This is a genomic window from Pantoea latae (assembly GCF_002077695.1).
Lineage (GTDB): Bacteria > Pseudomonadota > Gammaproteobacteria > Enterobacterales > Enterobacteriaceae > Pantoea > Pantoea latae.
In genome coordinates, this window is sequence record NZ_MWUE01000012.1 from 20,146 (window position 1) to 36,185 (window position 16,040).

Annotated in this window: 16 protein-coding genes; 5 read left to right on the plus strand and 11 right to left on the minus strand. The window is 60.7% G+C overall.

From position 1 onward, the window contains the following. The first annotated feature begins 163 nt into the window (after positions 1 to 163). From ptsH to crr, 3 genes are all read left to right on the plus strand, one after another. Positions 164 to 421 carry a phosphocarrier protein Hpr gene (ptsH, locus tag B2J69_RS08490; RefSeq protein WP_007889063.1) on the plus strand — a complete coding sequence of 86 codons (258 nt, stop codon included), beginning with the start codon at positions 164 to 166 and terminating at the stop codon, positions 419 to 421. A 159-nt stretch (positions 422 to 580) separates the two neighbouring features. Continuing rightward, positions 581 to 2,308: a phosphoenolpyruvate-protein phosphotransferase PtsI gene (gene ptsI, locus B2J69_RS08495; protein WP_081138264.1), complete on the plus strand. Its 1,728-nt coding sequence runs from the start codon at positions 581 to 583 to the stop codon at positions 2,306 to 2,308. 42 nt (positions 2,309 to 2,350) lie between these two features. After that, positions 2,351 to 2,854: a PTS glucose transporter subunit IIA gene (gene crr / locus B2J69_RS08500; RefSeq protein ID WP_033753703.1), complete on the plus strand. Its 504-nt coding sequence runs from the start codon at positions 2,351 to 2,353 to the stop codon at positions 2,852 to 2,854. Positions 2,855 to 2,939: 85 nt separating this feature from the next. On the opposite strand, the gene B2J69_RS08505 is transcribed toward crr, so the two are convergent. From B2J69_RS08505 to B2J69_RS08550, 10 genes are all read right to left on the minus strand, one after another. Further along, positions 2,940 to 4,307, minus strand: a complete 1,368-nt coding sequence (locus B2J69_RS08505) for an ATP-binding protein (RefSeq protein ID WP_081138266.1) — start codon at positions 4,305 to 4,307, stop codon at positions 2,940 to 2,942. Next, positions 4,304 to 4,984 (minus strand): response regulator transcription factor, encoded by a 681-nt coding sequence (locus B2J69_RS08510; protein ID WP_081138268.1) that lies wholly within the window; start codon positions 4,982 to 4,984, stop codon positions 4,304 to 4,306. Before B2J69_RS08510 ends, B2J69_RS08505 begins: the two co-directional genes overlap by 4 nt. Before the next feature lie 156 nt (positions 4,985 to 5,140). Beyond that, positions 5,141 to 6,022: a cysteine synthase CysM gene (gene cysM / locus B2J69_RS08515; protein WP_081138270.1), complete on the minus strand. Its 882-nt coding sequence runs from the start codon at positions 6,020 to 6,022 to the stop codon at positions 5,141 to 5,143. 75 nt (positions 6,023 to 6,097) lie between these two features. Next, complete coding sequence (cysA, locus tag B2J69_RS08520; RefSeq protein WP_081138272.1) at positions 6,098 to 7,186, minus strand: sulfate/thiosulfate ABC transporter ATP-binding protein CysA; 1,089 nt, start codon at positions 7,184 to 7,186, stop codon at positions 6,098 to 6,100. After that, on the minus strand, positions 7,176 to 8,051 hold the full coding sequence (cysW, locus tag B2J69_RS08525) for a sulfate/thiosulfate ABC transporter permease CysW (protein WP_081138274.1): 876 nt from the start codon (positions 8,049 to 8,051) through the stop codon (positions 7,176 to 7,178). Before cysW ends, cysA begins: the two co-directional genes overlap by 11 nt. Then, positions 8,051 to 8,887, minus strand: coding sequence for a sulfate/thiosulfate ABC transporter permease CysT (gene cysT / locus B2J69_RS08530; RefSeq protein WP_081138276.1), 837 nt, complete (start codon positions 8,885 to 8,887; stop codon positions 8,051 to 8,053). The genes cysW and cysT overlap by 1 nt, the downstream gene beginning before the upstream one ends. Beyond that, positions 8,887 to 9,903 (minus strand): sulfate ABC transporter substrate-binding protein, encoded by a 1,017-nt coding sequence (locus tag B2J69_RS08535; protein WP_081138278.1) that lies wholly within the window; start codon positions 9,901 to 9,903, stop codon positions 8,887 to 8,889. The genes cysT and B2J69_RS08535 overlap by 1 nt, the downstream gene beginning before the upstream one ends. A gap of 178 nt (positions 9,904 to 10,081) precedes the next feature. Further along, positions 10,082 to 10,699: an RpoE-regulated lipoprotein gene (locus B2J69_RS08540; protein ID WP_081138280.1), complete on the minus strand. Its 618-nt coding sequence runs from the start codon at positions 10,697 to 10,699 to the stop codon at positions 10,082 to 10,084. Positions 10,700 to 10,763: 64 nt separating this feature from the next. After that, positions 10,764 to 11,225: a DUF2919 family protein gene (locus tag B2J69_RS08545; RefSeq protein ID WP_081138281.1), complete on the minus strand. Its 462-nt coding sequence runs from the start codon at positions 11,223 to 11,225 to the stop codon at positions 10,764 to 10,766. Beyond that, a complete protein-coding gene (locus B2J69_RS08550) occupies positions 11,221 to 11,646 on the minus strand; it encodes a GNAT family acetyltransferase (RefSeq protein WP_081138282.1) in 426 nt (141 codons plus the stop codon). Before B2J69_RS08550 ends, B2J69_RS08545 begins: the two co-directional genes overlap by 5 nt. Before the next feature lie 210 nt (positions 11,647 to 11,856). On the opposite strand from B2J69_RS08550, the gene amiA reads away from it, so the two are divergent. Next, complete coding sequence (amiA, locus tag B2J69_RS08555; protein ID WP_081138283.1) at positions 11,857 to 12,723, plus strand: N-acetylmuramoyl-L-alanine amidase AmiA; 867 nt, start codon at positions 11,857 to 11,859, stop codon at positions 12,721 to 12,723. Positions 12,724 to 12,755: 32 nt separating this feature from the next. Next, entirely contained in the window at positions 12,756 to 13,658 is a 903-nt protein-coding gene (gene hemF, locus B2J69_RS08560; RefSeq protein WP_081138284.1) for an oxygen-dependent coproporphyrinogen oxidase, read from the plus strand. On the opposite strand, the gene maeB is transcribed toward hemF, so the two are convergent. Beyond that, complete coding sequence (gene maeB / locus B2J69_RS08565) at positions 13,653 to 15,932, minus strand: NADP-dependent oxaloacetate-decarboxylating malate dehydrogenase (protein WP_081138285.1); 2,280 nt, start codon at positions 15,930 to 15,932, stop codon at positions 13,653 to 13,655. The two genes, hemF and maeB, sit on opposite strands and share 6 nt — an antisense overlap. Positions 15,933 to 16,040: the final 108 nt, after the last annotated feature.

Sequence of the window (16,040 nt, forward strand, 5' to 3'; positions counted from 1 at the left end):
GCTCGACAGGGATTTTGACCCTTCAACTGGAATGACACACTCATTCAAGCGCATTTAATGGTCAGCGTAACGCTATACCCGCGCACCTACACAGGCTAAAGTTACGGCTCCAGGCTAGACTTTAAGTCCATAACACCAAACCTGATAACGTTGGGGAAACAGAATGTTCCAGCAAGAAGTTACTATCACCGCGCCTAATGGTCTTCACACTCGCCCTGCCGCGCAGTTTGTTAAGGAAGCGAAAGCGTTCCAGTCAGAAATCACCGTCACCTCTAACGGTAAATCCGCCAGCGCCAAGAGCCTGTTTAAACTGCAGACGCTGGGCCTGACTCAGGGCACGGTTGTGACGCTCTCCGCAGAAGGCGAAGATGAGCAGCAGGCCGTTGAGCATCTGGTTAAACTGATGGCTGAACTGGAGTAATCCGCTCAGCTTTAGCGTTATACCGACTCCTTTGCCCCATTGAGTGCAAACATCTTGATCGCGGACAACTCGTCCGCGTTATCACATCCGTAGAGTACAGCTCCCGCGACAATGGCAACGCATTGGGTCAAAGAGCCATCGTGATTAAAAGGTAGGGTTATGATTTCAGGCATTTTAGCATCACCAGGTATCGCTTTCGGCAAAGCTCTGCTGTTGATTGAGGATGAGATCGTCATCAACCGCAAGAAGATTTCTGATGACCAGGTTGATCAGGAAGTAAAACGCTTCCTTGATGGCCGCGCCCAGGCTGCGCAGCAGCTGGAAGCCATCAAAGTGAAAGCGGGTGAAACGCTTGGTGAAGAGAAAGCAGCCATCTTCGAAGGCCACATCATGTTGCTGGAAGACGAAGAGCTGGAGCAGGAAATCATCGACCTGATCAAGAAAGATCACGCATCGGCCGACGCCGCCGCCTACTCCGTTATCGACGGTCAGGCGAAAGCGCTGGAAGAGCTGGACGACGAATACCTTAAAGAACGCGCGGCTGACGTACGCGACATCGGCAAACGTCTGCTGCAAAACATTCTCGGTCTGCATATTGTCGACCTGAGCGCCATCCAGGACGAGTCGATTCTGGTAGCGAAAGATTTAACCCCGTCGGAAACCGCACAGCTGAACCTGAAAAAGGTGCTGGGTTTTATCACCGATCTCGGCGGCCGTACCTCGCACACCTCGATTATGGCGCGCTCGCTGGAGCTGCCGGCGATTGTCGGCACCGGCAGCGTTACCGCGACGGTGAAAAACGGCGATTTCCTGATCCTCGACGGCGTGAACAACAAAGTGTACGTCAACCCGTCAGAGAGCGAGCTGGAAGAGCTGAAAGCGGTACAGAGCCAGTATCTGAGCGAAAAACATGAGCTGGCCAAGCTGAAAGATCTGCCGGCGATTACGCTCGACGGCCATCAGGTTGAAGTGTGCGCCAACATCGGCACCGTGCGCGACGTCGCGGGCGCCGAGCGCAACGGCGCGGAAGGCGTTGGCCTCTACCGCACCGAGTTCCTGTTTATGGACCGCGACTCGCTGCCGACCGAAGATGAGCAGTTCCAGGCGTACAAAGCTGTGGCTGAAGCCGTCGGCTCGCAGGCAGTAATTGTGCGCACTATGGATATCGGCGGCGACAAAGATCTCCCCTACATGAACCTGCCGAAAGAAGAGAACCCGTTCCTCGGCTGGCGCGCGATCCGTATCGCCATGGACCGTAAAGAGATCCTGCATGCCCAGCTGCGCGCGATTTTACGCGCCTCCGCCTTCGGCAAGCTGCGCATTATGTTCCCGATGATTATCTCTGTTGAAGAGGTGCGTAGCCTGAAAGCTGAGCTGGAGCTGCTGAAAGCGCAGCTGCGCGAAGAGGGCAAAGCGTTCGACGAGACGATTGAAGTGGGCATTATGGTGGAAACCCCAGCTTCTGCCGTGATCGCTCGTCACCTGGCGAAAGAAGTCGACTTCTTCAGCATTGGGACAAACGACCTGACGCAGTATACTCTGGCGGTGGATCGTGGTAATGATTTGATTTCTCACCTCTACAACCCGATGACGCCTTCCGTTCTGGGCTTAATCAAGCAGGTTATCGACGCCTCTCACGCCGAAGGTAAGTGGACCGGCATGTGCGGTGAGCTGGCGGGTGATGAACGTGCTACACTACTGTTACTGGGTATGGGGCTGGACGAATTCAGCATGAGTGCCATTTCAATCCCAGGCATTAAGAAAATCATTCGCAATACTAATTTCGAAGATGCGAAGGCTCTGGCGGAGCAGGCTCTGGCTCAACCTACAGCGGAAGAACTGATGAATCTGGTCAACAAGTTCATCAAAGAGAAAACACTCTGCTGATCCACGAGACGCTGGCCCAACAATACTGTTTAGGAGAAGAATATGGGTTTTCTTGACAAGCTTTTTGGCAATAAATCAGAAAGCACATCTGGGACGATTGATATTGTTGCGCCTCTGTCAGGCGAGATCGTAAACATTGAAGACGTACCGGATGTGGTGTTTGCCGAGAAGATCGTTGGCGACGGTATCGCTATCAAGCCAACCGGCAACAAAATGGTTGCGCCGGTTGATGGCACCATCGGTAAGATTTTCGAGACCAACCACGCGTTTTCAATCGAGTCTGACAACGGCATCGAGTTGTTTGTGCACTTCGGCATCGACACGGTTGAGCTGAAAGGTGAAGGCTTTAAGCGCATCGCGGAAGAAGGCCAGAAGGTTAAGAAAGGCGATGTGGTTATCGAGTTCGATCTGCCGCTGCTGGAAGAGAAAGCCAAATCCACGCTGACGCCGGTGGTGATCTCTAACATGGACGAGATTAAAGAGCTGGTGAAGCTCTCTGGTCAGGTTACCGTGGGCGAGACGCCGGTGATCCGCATCAAGAAGTAACGGATTTAGCGAAGAAAAACGGCACCCACTGGGTGCCGTTTTTGTTTCTGTTCTGTGCGGTGACGACGCGGGTGAAAAATATTACTCAGACACCCCTATCCTGCGCCTGCCAGCGCGGCAGACGAATTGTCAGCTCCAGCCCGCCTTCGGGCCGGTTAATCGCCTGCACCTCGCCGTGGTGCGCCAGCACCACCTTACGCACGATCGCCAGCCCCAGACCATAGCCTTTGCCCAGCAGCGGCGAGTTAACCCGCACAAAGGGATCGAAGATGCTGGAAAGCTTCTCTTCGTCGACTCCCGGCCCCTGATCGCGCACGCGGATCGCCAGCCACTGCTGCTCGGCCTTGAGCCGCACCTGAATATGCTGACCGGGCAGCGAGAAGCGCAGCGCGTTGCGCAGCACGTTCTCAATGCCGCGCCGAATCAGCTCGGCGTTGCCGCGCACCGTGTAATCGGCATTTTCATCCACGTGAAAATCGACCTTCACGCCAGGGATCTGCGCCTCGTAGCGCACGTCGGTAACCACCGCGTGCACCAGACCGGTGAGGTCGAAATATTGTTCGTCCGGGATGCTCTCATGCTCGGCGCGCGACAGCGTCAGCAGCTCGCCGATCATCTTATCCAGCCGCCGCGCCTCTTCGTCGATGCGATCCAGCGACGCGTTAACGCTTTCCGGCGTCTGGCGCGCCAGGCCGGTCGCCAGCTGCAGGCGCGCCAGCGGCGAACGCAGCTCGTGGGAAATATCGTGCAGCAGCTCTTCGCGCGCGCGCACCAGGGTGTCGAGCCGCTCCACCATGGCGTCGAACGCCTCAGCGACGGTAGAGAGTTCGTCATGGCGCTTGCGCATCATCGGATAGAGCCGCACGCTGAGGTCGCCGTTCGACACGCGCGAAAAGCCCTCGCGCAGCTGACGCATCGGCCGCGTCAGGTTCCACGCCAGCAGCAGGCTGAACAGCAGCCCCACCGAGCCAGCGAAAACAAACATCGGCTCGGGGATATTCAGAATGCGCCGCGGTCCGTCCATGCCCATCGAACTGTCTTCGCGCAGCCCTTTCACGTTGTAGCGCAGCTCATACTCTTTGCCGTCCGCGCCTTTCACCCAGCGCACGATCACATCCGGAAATTTGCCCTGAAACGGCGGATTGAAGGTTTCCGGCAGCGGCTCGGAGTTCGCCGGCCGCGTATGCTGGATGACAGAAAAGAACTGACGGTCGTTAGGCTCCCAGTCCGCCATCATATCGTCGAGCGAGCTGGGCCCGCCGCGCTCCAGCACCGACACCGCCGACGCCATCTGCAGGTTAACGATGCGGCGCGTGGCGATGATCTCCGGCGGCTCGTGGCGATTACCGGCGATGCTAAAGCCGAGCCAGAGCAGCTGGCTGATAATGACGAACACGATCCAGAAGCCGATCAGGATCTTCCAGAACATGCGGCCGCGATAGGTCTGTCTCATCGAATGCGATAGCCGATGCTGCGAACCGTTTCAATATTGACGCTGTCGGCGGTGAGCGCCGCCAGCTTCTGACGGATATTGCTGATATGCACATCCACGCTGCGATCGTACGCCTCGCGCGGGCGGCCCAGCCCTTTTTCCGACAGCTCATCTTTTGACACCACGCGATCCGGCGCGCGCATCAGCAGATCCAGCAAATTGAACTCTGACGCGGTGAGGTCGAAGGCTTTGCCCTGCCACTCGGTGATGCGGGTAGCGGGATTAAGCGTCAGCTCGCCCCAGCGCAGCAGCTCTTTTTTATCCGGCAGCGGCACCTGCTCTTCGAAGCGGCGCAGCACAGCGCGCAGACGCGCCACCAGCTCGCGCGGATAGCAGGGCTTCGGCACGTAGTCGTCGGCGCCCATCTCCAGGCCGATAACGCGATCGATGTTGTCGCCTTTGGCGGTCAGCATAATCACCGGCAGGCGGCTGTTCTGCCGCACCTGGCGCAGCACGTCGATGCCGCTCATATCGGGCAGCATAATATCGAGGATCATGGCGGTGTACTGCCCGGAAAGCGCCCCTTCGATGCCTGCGCTGCCGGTTAATACCAGTTGGGTTTCAAAGCCTTCCGCAATAAGGTACTGGCTGAGCATGGTGCCCAGCTCAAGGTCGTCGTCAACTAACAAAATTTTCATGGTGTTCTCTCGCCTGAATTGCCGCTATTTTGTCCTGAGCGGGCGCCGGACGCAGCCGATTTTACGCGTTCCTTACAGATTCGACGTCAGACGATGCTCAGGGAGACTATAGACAAAAATGGCCCGCAGGCACCAGCGGGCCGTTTGCGAGAGGAATTAACGGTAGACGCCGGTGGAGAGATAGCGATCGCCGCGATCGCAGACGATCGCCACGATCACGCTGCCGGGCTGCGCCTGTGCGATGCGCAAGGCGCCCGCCACCGCGCCGCCGGAGCTGACGCCGCAGAAGATCCCTTCGCGCCGCGCCAGCGCGCGCATCGTCTCCTCCGCCTCCGCCTGGCCCATATCCATCACCTCGTCCACCAGTTCGGGCCGATAGATGCCCGGCAGATAGGCCTGCGGCCAGCGGCGGATGCCGGGAATGGCGCTGCCCTCTTCCGGCTGCAGGCCGATGATATTGACGCGATCGCTCTGCTCTTTCAGATAGCGGCCGACGCCGGTAATGGTGCCGGTGGTGCCCATGCTGGAGACGAAATGGGTCAGGCGGCCGGCGCTCTGCTGCCAGATCTCCGGGCCGGTGGTCTGGTAGTGGCCGAGCGGATTGTCTGGATTGTTGAACTGGTCGAGCACATGGCCTTCGCCGCGCGCCATCATCGCCAGCGCCCTGTCGCGCGCGCCCTCCATGCCCTGCTCGCGGCTCACCAGCACCAGCTCGGCGCCGTAGGCGCGCATCGCGTCCTGTCGCTCCTGGCTCATATTTTCCGGCATCAGCAAGCGCAGCGCATAGCCTTTCATCGCGGCGATCATCGCCAGCGCGATGCCGGTATTGCCGCTGGTGGCCTCAATCAGGCGATCGCCTGGGGCGATGTCGCCGCGCAGCTCGGCCTGATGGATCATCGACCAAGCGGCGCGATCCTTGACGGAGCCGGCGGGATTGTTGCCTTCCAGCTTGAGCCAGATTTCGCTGCCGTTGGCAGGCGTCAGGCGCTGAAGTCGGATCAGCGGCGTATTGCCGATGGTGTTGTGCAGTGTGGTCAAGGTGCGTTTCCCGGCGAAGCAAAGCGAACAAAAAAAGGGCGGGAAAACTCCCGCCCGCTGTCGCATGAGAAAATATCAGGCGCTTTCGGCAAAGGCAACCGGGCGCAGCGGCGTCGCACCCTGATAGAGCCGCGCCTGCTGCAGGCCGACGAACAGACGTTCGCCGCGCACCGGCGCGCTTCTGCCGCCGTCGAACACCAGCGAGAAAGGCTCGCTCTGCCAGCCGCTCGGCTGAACCACCAGCTGCCAGAAGTGGCCGCGCGGGCTCACCTCAAGGATCTGCACCGGCAGCGGGGTTTCCAGGCTGCTCTGACGGGAAACGTCAATTTCCCACGGACGCAGGAAGAGTTCGACCGCGCCCTGATGCGCTGGCGTATAGCCCAGCGGCCAGTGATGCGCGCCGACGTGGAACTGCGAGCCGTGGATCGCGCCGTCGAAGCGGTTGACCTCGCCGAGGAACTCCAGCACGAAGCGCGTGGCGGGATCGCGCCACACCTCGTCCGGCGTGCCGACCTGCTCGATATTACCCTGGCTCATCACCACCACGCGATCGGCCACTTCCATCGCCTCTTCCTGGTCATGGGTCACGAAGACGCTGGTGAACTTCAGCTCTTCATGCAGCTGACGCAGCCAGCGGCGCAGCTCTTTGCGCACCTGCGCGTCCAGCGCGCCGAAAGGTTCGTCGAGCAGCAGGATCTGCGGTTCGACCGCCAGCGCGCGCGCCAGCGCCACGCGCTGCTTCTGGCCGCCCGACAGCTGCGCCGGGAAGCGGTTCGCCAGATGCGCCAGCTGCACCATCTCCAGCAGACGCGTCACGCGCTGTTTGATTTCCGCGGAAGAAGGACGCTCGCGGCGCGGCAGCACCGTCAGGCCGAAGGCGATATTGTCGAACACCGTCATATGGCGGAACAGCGCGTAGTGCTGAAACACGAAGCCGACCTGGCGGTCGCGGGCGTGCAGCGCGCTGACGTCTTTATTATGAAAGCGGATCTGCCCGCTGTTCTGATGCTCCAGCCCGGCGATAATACGCAGCAGCGTGGTTTTCCCGGAGCCGGACGGGCCCAGCAGCGCCACCATCTGGCCAGAAGGAATATCCAGAGAGATATCGTTCAACACCGGGGTGCGGCCGAAAGATTTGTTGATCTGGTTAATCTCAATGCTCATGATTTTCCTCCTGTTGCAGGCGATGCTGCTGTTGCTCTAAACGCCACTGCAGCATGCTTTTCAGAAACAGCGTGACAATAGCCATCAGCGTCAGCAGCGCGGCGGCGGTAAAGGCGCCGACCACGTTGTAATCCTGATGCAGTAATTCAATTTGCAGCGGCAGCGTATAGGTTTCGCCGCGAATCGATCCCGAAACCACCGAGACCGCGCCGAACTCGCCAAGGGTGCGCGCATTGGTCAGCACCACGCCGTAGAGCATCGCCCAGCGAATATTGGGCAGCGTGACGCGGCGGAACATCTGCCAGCCGGAGGCGCCCAGCAGCACCGCCGCCTCATCTTCGTGGCTGCCCTGGCTCAGCATTACCGGCACCAGCTCGCGCACCACAAAGGGACAGGTGACGAACACGGTCGCCAGCACCATGCCGGGCCAGGCGAACATCACCTGAATGTTGTGCGCGTCCAGCCAGCTGCCTGCCGGGCCGTTAACGCCCCAGAACAGCAGATACATCAGGCCAGCCACCACCGGCGACACGGCAAACGGAATGTCGAACAGCGTCAGCAGCAGCTGGCGGCCAGGAAAGTTAAAGCGCGTCACCAGCCAGGCGAGCAGCGTGCCGAACACCAGATTGACGGGCACGGTGATCAGCGCCACCAGCACCGTCAGCCAGATGGCGTGCAGCATGTCGCTGTCGCCCAGGTTCTGAAAGGCGACGCCCAGCCCCATCTTTAGCGCTTCGTAGAAGATAGAGATCATCGGCACCACCAGCAGCAGCAGCGACACCAGCACGCCGATGCCGATTAGCAGCCACTTGCCCCAGTTGACCGGCTGGCGGTCGGCGGCGTTGAGATGCGAAATATCCGCCATTAGTGACCTCCCAGGCGACGGCCGAAGCGGCTCTGCAGGGTGTTGATGGCAAACAGCAGCACCAGCGACGCGGCGAGGATCACCGAGGCGATGGCGCTGGCGGCCGGGTAGTCGAACTCCTGCAGACGCACAAAAATCATCAGCGAGGTGACCTCGGTTTTCCAGGCGATATTGCCGGCGATGAAAATTACCGCGCCGAACTCGCCGATGCTGCGGGTAAAGGAGAGCGCGGTGCCCGCCAGCAGCGCAGGCGCCACCTCCGGCAGCACCACGCGGCGAAAGCTCTGCCAGGGCGTGGCGCCCAGCGTCTGCGCCGCCTCTTCATATTCCGGCCCCAGCTCTTCCAGCACCGGCTGAACGGTGCGCACCACGAAGGGAATGCTGGTGAAAGCCATGGCGACGGCGATACCGAGCCAGGTATAGGAAACTTTGATGCCGAAGGCGTTGTAGATCCACTCGCCGTACCAGCCGTTTACCGAGAAGAGACCGGCCAGCGTCAGGCCCGCCACCGCCGTTGGCAGGGCGAACGGCAGATCCACCAGGCCATCCAGCAGCGTGCGGCCAGGAAACCGATAGCGCGTCAGGATCCACGCCATAATCATGCCGAACACCGCGTTGAACAGCGACGCCACGGCCGCCGACAGCAGCGTGACCTTATAGGCCGCCACCAGCTGCGGGTTACTGATCACCTCCCAGTACTGCGCCAGCGTCATCTTCGACAGCTGCATCAGCAGCGCGCTGATTGGCAACAGCAGAATCAAACAGGTAAACAGCAGGCTGGTGCCGAGGCTTAGACCAAACCCTGGCAATACGCGTTTCTGACCTAACGCAAACATTATCCACGCCCCGCTGATAACAGTTTATCCAGCTCGCCGCCGCTGGCGAAGTGCGCTTTCATCGCCTTATCCCAGCCGCCGAACTGATCTTCCACGCGGAACAGCTGCGTCTGCGGGAAGCGATCTTTATGCTCGCCCATCAGCTGCGGGTTATTTACGCGGTAGTAGAAGTCGGTGACAATTTGCTGCGCCTGCGGCGTGTAGAGATAGGTGAGATAGGCCTTCGCCGCCTCTTCGGTGTGATTGTGCTCGACGTTTTTATCCACCCAGGCCACCGGGAATTCGGCGAGAATATCCGTTTTTGGCACCACGACTTCATACTCATCTTTGCCGTACTGATTACGGATATTGTTCACTTCAGATTCAAAGCTAATCAGCACATCGCCCAGCCCGCGCTCGGCGAAGGTGGTGGTCGCGCCGCGTCCGCCGGTATCGAACACCTCGACGTTCTTGATAAATTTCGCCATAAAGGCGCGGGTTTTCGCCTCGTCGCCGCCGTTGGCTTTGCTGGTCGCACCCCAGGCCGCCAGCCAGGTGTAGCGGCCGTTGCCAGAGGTTTTCGGATTCGGGAACACCAGCTTCACGCCGTCGCGGCCGAGATCGGCCCAGTCGTGGATCTGCTTTGGATTACCTTTGCGCACCAGGAACGCCATGGTGGAGTAAAACGGCGAACTGTTGTTGGGCAGACGGCTCTGCCAGTCGGCCGCCACCAGGTTGCCTTTATCGTGCAGCACCTGCACATCGGTAACCTGGTTGTAGGTCACCACGTCGGCGCGCAGACCCTGCAGGATCGCCAGCGCCTGCTTCGAAGAGCCGGCGTGCGACATCTTGATAGTGAGCTTGTCGTCAGGATGGCTGGCATCCCACTGCTGTTCAAACGGCGCATTCAGGGCGACAAACAGCTCGCGCGCGACGTCGTACGAGCTGTTGAGCAGTTCGGTGGCATTGGCCGCGCCCGCAAGGCTGAGCGACAAGGCGATACCGCCAACGATATTTTTCATCGTTCTTTTGGTCATTGGGCACCCTGAGAAAACAAGAGATCCGGCTTACGCCAGCCGTTCGCCCAGTGTATTTATAACCCCATGAAAAGCAGTAGCGGTTTTATATATCGTTTGATGATTTCAAAGTCGAAAATGGCATAAGCCAGCGCAAGAGTTTATGCGCCAGTTGGGAAAGCGACCGGCGCAAAACCGCTTAACGCTGCCAGATAATTTTGCTCAGTTTCCAGCTTTTCAGCACGTCGTCCGACGGCATCAGCCCGTCCGGGCCGTGCCAGTCGCCGCTGTAGACATAGGAGAGATGCTGGCTGCCGGGCGCGCGGCACTGGACGTCGTGATTGCTCACACCGCCCGCCAGCTTGCAGTTATTAAAGGCCTTGCTGAACGTGTCGCTGAAGGCGTCGCCGATTTTGCTGCCGTCCTGCGCGGCGATATCGCTGTCTGTTACCTCAATACGCTCTACGCTGCTGCGCCCGCTGATCTGCAGTTTCACTTTGCCGTCGTCCAGCGCCTGCCAGAAGGCGATAACGTCGCCGTTCTCGCTGCGCATGCCCTGACGCAGCTTGTAGTTGCCTTTCAGGCCGTCGCTGATGGCGCTTTCGCTCATCGCAGTGGCGCCGCCGACGCCGCCAACGCCCTGCTCGGTGGCGGTCAGCGACGATCCAAACCAGTTCCACGGCAGCGCCGAGGACCAGTGATAGCTCAGCGGGTTATACCAGCTGACGTCAGAATCGGACGAGGAACCGGACCCCGAGCTGGCGCAGCCGCTCAGCAGCGCGGCGGCCACCAGCAGCGAAGTGGGTAAAGCTTTCATGAAAACTCCTGTTAACACTGTGCCAATCGGCAGAACTCCTTGGAGTCGCCGACGGCGAAAAAGTTTATTCCGCCAGCTGCTGTTCCGGCAGAAAGCAGTCGCGCAGCCTGGCGTTCGCCAGCAGCCACAGCAGCGCCAGGCCGTCGAACAGCGTCAGCAGCAGCGGCCAGGGCGAGGCGAGCAGATTGCCCGAGGCGAAGGTCGCGCCCTGCCACGCCAGGTTCACCGCCAGCGACAGCGCCAGCACCCAGCGCCACGCCTGCCACAGCCGCGGCCAGCGCGCGCGATAGCCGGTCAGCAGCAGGCCAGTCAGCGCCGGCGCGCCGAGCGCCAGCCCGAGCCAGAACGCCTGGCGATCGGGATAGAAAAGCGCCAGCAGATCGTTGCCCTGCTGGCGCGACGCGCCCGCCATCACCAGCAGGATCCAGGTGCGCGCCAGCAGCAGGAGCAGCAGCCAAAAAAGAAACGGCAGCCGCAGCTGCCCTTTCGCATCATATTCGTCCGGCAGATATTTCACCGCATTAATACTCCCGGTCTTCGATCAGCCGCTTGCCGAGCAGCACCGAATCCACCGGCTCGTAATCGAGCTTCTCATAGAACGCCACCACCTGATCGTTCTCTTCACGCACCATCAGGTTGATTTTGGGGCAGCCGCGCGCGATCAGCTTTTTCTCCAGTCGGTTCATCAGCGCGTTAGCGAAGCCGCGGCCCTGATAGTCGGGATGCACCGCCAGATAGTAGGCGGAGCCGCGATGCCCGTCGTAGCCGCCCATCAGCGTGCCGACCACCTCGCCGCCGACTTCAGCCACCAGAAAAAGGTCCGCGTCGTGGTGCATTTTGCGTTCGATATCCAGTTCCGGGTCGTTCCACGGACGTAACAAATCGCAACGCTCCCAGAGCGTAATCACCTCTTCAAAATCTTCCTGGCGGAAGGCGCGAATTTCCATCGTCTTTACCTTGCAAATAAGCACAATTCGCTGATTATCACGCATTCGCCGCCGCGTGCAACCCTGGTTAGCGCAGCGTGGAACAAAAAGCGGCAAATTTCCTGTTAGCAACCTGACATACAAAGTAAAGCCCTGAAAGGGTTCCGCTCTCGCGGTGAACAAAATGTTACGATATAACACTCTGCACAATTTCCGCTAATGGACCAGCCTATGCCCACACTTTCTCTGCTCAAGCGCCTTACCAATCGTCGTCAGCTGCTGCTCTCCGGCCTGGCGCTGGCCGTGCTCTCCCCGCGCGCGATCCAGGCGAAAGAGGAAAATGCCCCGCTACGCGCCAGCCCGCGCCATGCGCCGCCCGCCCCGCCGCAGAAAAACGGCAAACGCATCGTGATGATCGATCCCGGTCACGGTGGCATCGACTCCGGCGCCGTCGGCAGCGAAGGCTCGGAAGAGAAGCATGTGGTGCTGGAGATTGCCCACACCGTGCGCCAGCTGCTGCAGGACCATTCCCATATTGAGGTGCGCCTGACGCGCGACAGCGACCACTTTATTCCGCTCTACCAGCGCGTCGAGATCGCACACCAGCACGGCGCCAGCTTGTTTATGTCGATCCACGCCGACGGCTTTACCAGCCCCGACGCCAACGGCGCCTCGGTGTTCGCCCTGTCGAACCGCGGCGCCAGCAGCGCCATGGCGCGCTACCTGTCGGACAAAGAGAACGCGGCGGATAAAGTGGGCGGCGCGCAGGTCGAACAGCAGGATCACTATCTCAATCAGATCCTGTTCGATCTGGTGCAAACCGACACCATCCGCAATAGCCTGACGCTGGGCAAGCATGTGCTGGATCAGATCCGCCCGGTGCACCATCTGCACAGCGAGCACACCGAACAGGCGGCCTTCGCGGTGCTGAAATCGCCGTCGATTCCGTCGGTGCTGGTGGAGACCTCGTTTATCACCAACCCGCGCGAAGAGCAGCTGCTCGGCACCGACGCCTTCCGCCATAAAATCGCCACGGCGATCGCCAGCGGCATTACCCGCTACTTTGATGAGTACGATCGCCGCAATGGTCAGGTATAATCGCGCCACTTTTTTGCAATGAGTTTGATGTCATGCCCGATATTTCCCGCGTTAAAGCCTTTCTGCTGAACCTGCAGGAGACAATCTGTAATCAACTGGCGGCGGCCGACGGCGGCGCGCAGTTTATCGAAGACAGCTGGCAGCGGCCGGGCGGCGGCGGTGGGCGCAGCCGGGTGCTGCGCGACGGCGCGGTGTTTGAGCAGGCGGGCGTCAACTTCTCCCACGTGCATGGCGATCAAATGCCCGCGTCGGCCACGGCGCACCGCCCGGAGCTGGCGGGCCGCAGCTTCGAAGCGATGGGCGTGTCGCTGGTGATCCATCCGCACAGCCCCTATGTGCCGACCAGCCACGCCAACGTGCGCTTTTTTATTGCTGAAAAGCCGGGCGCCGATCCGGTGTGGTGGTTTGGCGGCGGTTTCGATCTGACGCCCTACTACGGCTTCGAGGAGGATGCGGTGCACTGGCATCAGACCGCGTTCGATCTCTGCCAGCCGTTTGGCAGCGAGGTCTACCCGCGCTACAAAAAATGGTGCGACGACTACTTTTACCTGAAACACCGCGACGAGCAGCGCGGCATCGGCGGGCTCTTTTTCGACGATCTCAACGCGCCGGACTTCGACACCAGCTTCGCCTTTATGCAGGCGGTGGGCAACGGCTTCCTCGACGGCTATCTGCCGATCGTCGAGCGGCGCAAAGCGCTGCCCTGGGGTGAGCGCGAACGTCAGTTCCAGCTCTACCGCCGTGGACGCTACGTCGAGTTCAACCTGGTGTGGGATCGCGGCACGCTGTTTGGTCTGCAGACCGGCGGCCGCACCGAGTCGATTTTGATGTCGATGCCGCCGCTGGTGCGCTGGGAGTATGACTATCAGCCGGAACCTGATTCGCCGGAAGCCGCGCTGACGCGCGACTTTTTACCGGTGCGCGACTGGCTATAGCGGCGCGGTCTGCGCCTCGACCACCGCCAGCGCCACCATATTGACGATGCGCCTGACCGACGCGATGCGCGTCAGCACATGCACCGGCTTGCTGATCCCCATCAGCACCGGGCCGACGGTGACGCCCTCTGAGCTGGAGACGCGAAGTAGGTTGTAACTAATTCGCGCCGCCTCGACGTTGGGCATGATCAGCAGATTCGCCGCGCCTTTCAGCGGACTGTCCGGCATCTGCTCGCGGCGGATGCTCTCTATCAGCGCCGCGTCGCCGTGCATCTCGCCGTCGACCTCCAGCTCCGGCGCGCGGCGCTGGATCATCGCCAGCGCCTCGCGCATTTTGCGCGCCCCCGGCGCGTCAGAGGTGCCGAAGCTGGAGTGCGACAGCAGCGCGACGCGCGGCTCAATGCCAAAGCGGCGTACCGTTTCCGCCGCCAGCAGCGTCAGGTCGGCCAGCTGTTCCGCCGTGGGATCCTCATTGACGTAGGTGTCGGCGATAAAGGTATTGCCGCTCGGCAGCAGCAGCGCGTTCATCGCGCCGGCGACCTTGACGTCGTCGCGCAGGCCGAACACCTTCTCCACCACGTCGTAGTGCTCCTGATAGTCGCCGATGGTGCCGCAGATCAGCGCGTCCGCCTCGCCGCGATGCACCATAATGGCGCCAATCAGCGTCGGGTTGCCGATCACCGCGCGCTGCGCCTGCTCGGGCGTCACGCCGCGCCGCTTCATCATCTGGTAATACTCGTTCCAGTACGCCTTGAAGCGCGGATCTGACTCATTGTTGACCACGTCGAAATCCTTGCCGGCTTCGATCTTCAGCCCCTGCTTCTGCAAACGCATGGCGATAACGTTGGGGCGACCGATCAGGATCGGCCGCGCCAGGCCAAGCGTCACCAGCTCTTGGGTGGCGTGCAGCACGCGCACCTCTTCCCCTTCCGCCAGCACCACGCGCTTCGGCGCCTTGCGCGCCTGGGAGAAGATCGGCTTCATAAACAGGTTGGTTTTATAGACGAACTCGGTGAGCTTCTCGCGGTAGGCGTCGAAATCGTCAATGGGCCGGGTCGCCACGCCCGACTCCATCGCGGCGCGCGCTACCGCTGGCGCGATCTGCACGATCAGGCGCGGATCGAAAGGTTTGGGGATCAGATAGTCCGGCCCGAAGCTGAGATCCTGGTCGTCATAGGCGGAGGCAACCACGTCGCTCTGCTCCGCCTGCGCCAGCGCGGCGATGGCGTGCACCGCCGCCAGCTTCATCTCCTCGTTAATGGTGGTCGCGCCAACGTCGAGCGCGCCGCGAAAAATAAACGGGAAGCAGAGCACGTTGTTAACCTGGTTAGGAAAATCAGAGCGACCGGTGCAGATAATCGCGTCTGGCCGCACCGCTTTCGCCAGCGGCGGCATAATCTCCGGCTCGGGGTTGGCCAGCGCGAGGATCAGCGGATCGCGCGCCATCTTCTGCACCATCTCCGGTGTCAGCACGCGCGGCCCGGAGCAGCCGAGGAAAATATCCGCCTGCGCGATCACCTCTTCCAGCCTGCGCGCGCCGTTATCCTCAATCGCGTAGGCGGCCTTGGTCGGCGCCATATCCGCTTCGCGATCGCGGTAGATCACTCCTTTCGAGTCGCACACCACGATATGGCGCTTTTGCAGCCCGAGCGCCACCAGCAGGTTGAGGCAGGCGATGGCCGAAGCGCCTGCGCCAGAGACCACCAGCCGCACCGCGTCGATCGCTTTATCGACGATGCGCAGCCCGTTGAGCACCGCCGCCGTGCAGATAATCGCGGTGCCGTGCTGATCGTCGTGAAACACCGGGATTTTCATGCGCTGGCGCAGCTGCTGCTCAATGTAGAAGCACTCCGGCGCCTTGATATCCTCAAGGTTAATGCCGCCGAAGGTCGGCTCCAGCGCGGCGATCACGTTGATCAGGCGCTCGGGATCCTGCTCGTCGATCTCGATATCGAAGACGTCGATGCCGGCGAATTTTTTGAACAATACCCCTTTTCCCTCCATCACCGGCTTGCCCGCCAGCGCGCCGATATTGCCGAGTCCCAGCACCGCGGTGCCGTTGGAGATCACCGCCACCAGATTGCCGCGCGCGGTGTATTTGTGCGCCGCCAGCGGATCCTGCGCGATTTCCAGACAGGGCGCGGCAACGCCAGGGGAGTAGGCCAGCGCCAGATCGCGCTGGGTGGCGAGAGGTTTAGTCGGGGAAACCTGGATTTTTCCCGGCGTGGGAAACTGATGAAAATCCAGCGCGCTCTGCTTAAGTTGGTCGTCCATTGTCGGTTCCTTTTTCAGCTTCAGTGCGCTGGCAGTATAAAAGGCTGCTGACAAGGAAAACCTCGGGGCGATCGCGATCGAGGCGTTCGGTGCCGCTGGCGACACCGT

Coding starts and splice junctions, on each gene's coding strand:
- crr (WP_033753703.1), top strand. CDS start 2,351: ATGGGTTTTCTTGACAAGCTTTTTGGCAATAAATCAGAAAGCACATCT.
- hemF (WP_081138284.1), top strand. CDS start 12,756: ATGCCCGATATTTCCCGCGTTAAAGCCTTTCTGCTGAACCTGCAGGAG.
- ptsH (WP_007889063.1), top strand. CDS start 164: ATGTTCCAGCAAGAAGTTACTATCACCGCGCCTAATGGTCTTCACACT.
- cysW (WP_081138274.1), bottom strand. CDS start 8,051: ATGGCGGATATTTCGCATCTCAACGCCGCCGACCGCCAGCCGGTCAAC.
- maeB (WP_081138285.1), bottom strand. CDS start 15,932: ATGGACGACCAACTTAAGCAGAGCGCGCTGGATTTTCATCAGTTTCCC.
- B2J69_RS08505 (WP_081138266.1), bottom strand. CDS start 4,307: ATGAGACAGACCTATCGCGGCCGCATGTTCTGGAAGATCCTGATCGGC.
- amiA (WP_081138283.1), top strand. CDS start 11,857: ATGCCCACACTTTCTCTGCTCAAGCGCCTTACCAATCGTCGTCAGCTG.
- ptsI (WP_081138264.1), top strand. CDS start 581: ATGATTTCAGGCATTTTAGCATCACCAGGTATCGCTTTCGGCAAAGCT.
- B2J69_RS08535 (WP_081138278.1), bottom strand. CDS start 9,903: ATGACCAAAAGAACGATGAAAAATATCGTTGGCGGTATCGCCTTGTCG.
- cysA (WP_081138272.1), bottom strand. CDS start 7,186: ATGAGCATTGAGATTAACCAGATCAACAAATCTTTCGGCCGCACCCCG.
- B2J69_RS08550 (WP_081138282.1), bottom strand. CDS start 11,646: ATGGAAATTCGCGCCTTCCGCCAGGAAGATTTTGAAGAGGTGATTACG.
- B2J69_RS08540 (WP_081138280.1), bottom strand. CDS start 10,699: ATGAAAGCTTTACCCACTTCGCTGCTGGTGGCCGCCGCGCTGCTGAGC.
- cysT (WP_081138276.1), bottom strand. CDS start 8,887: ATGTTTGCGTTAGGTCAGAAACGCGTATTGCCAGGGTTTGGTCTAAGC.
- B2J69_RS08510 (WP_081138268.1), bottom strand. CDS start 4,984: ATGAAAATTTTGTTAGTTGACGACGACCTTGAGCTGGGCACCATGCTC.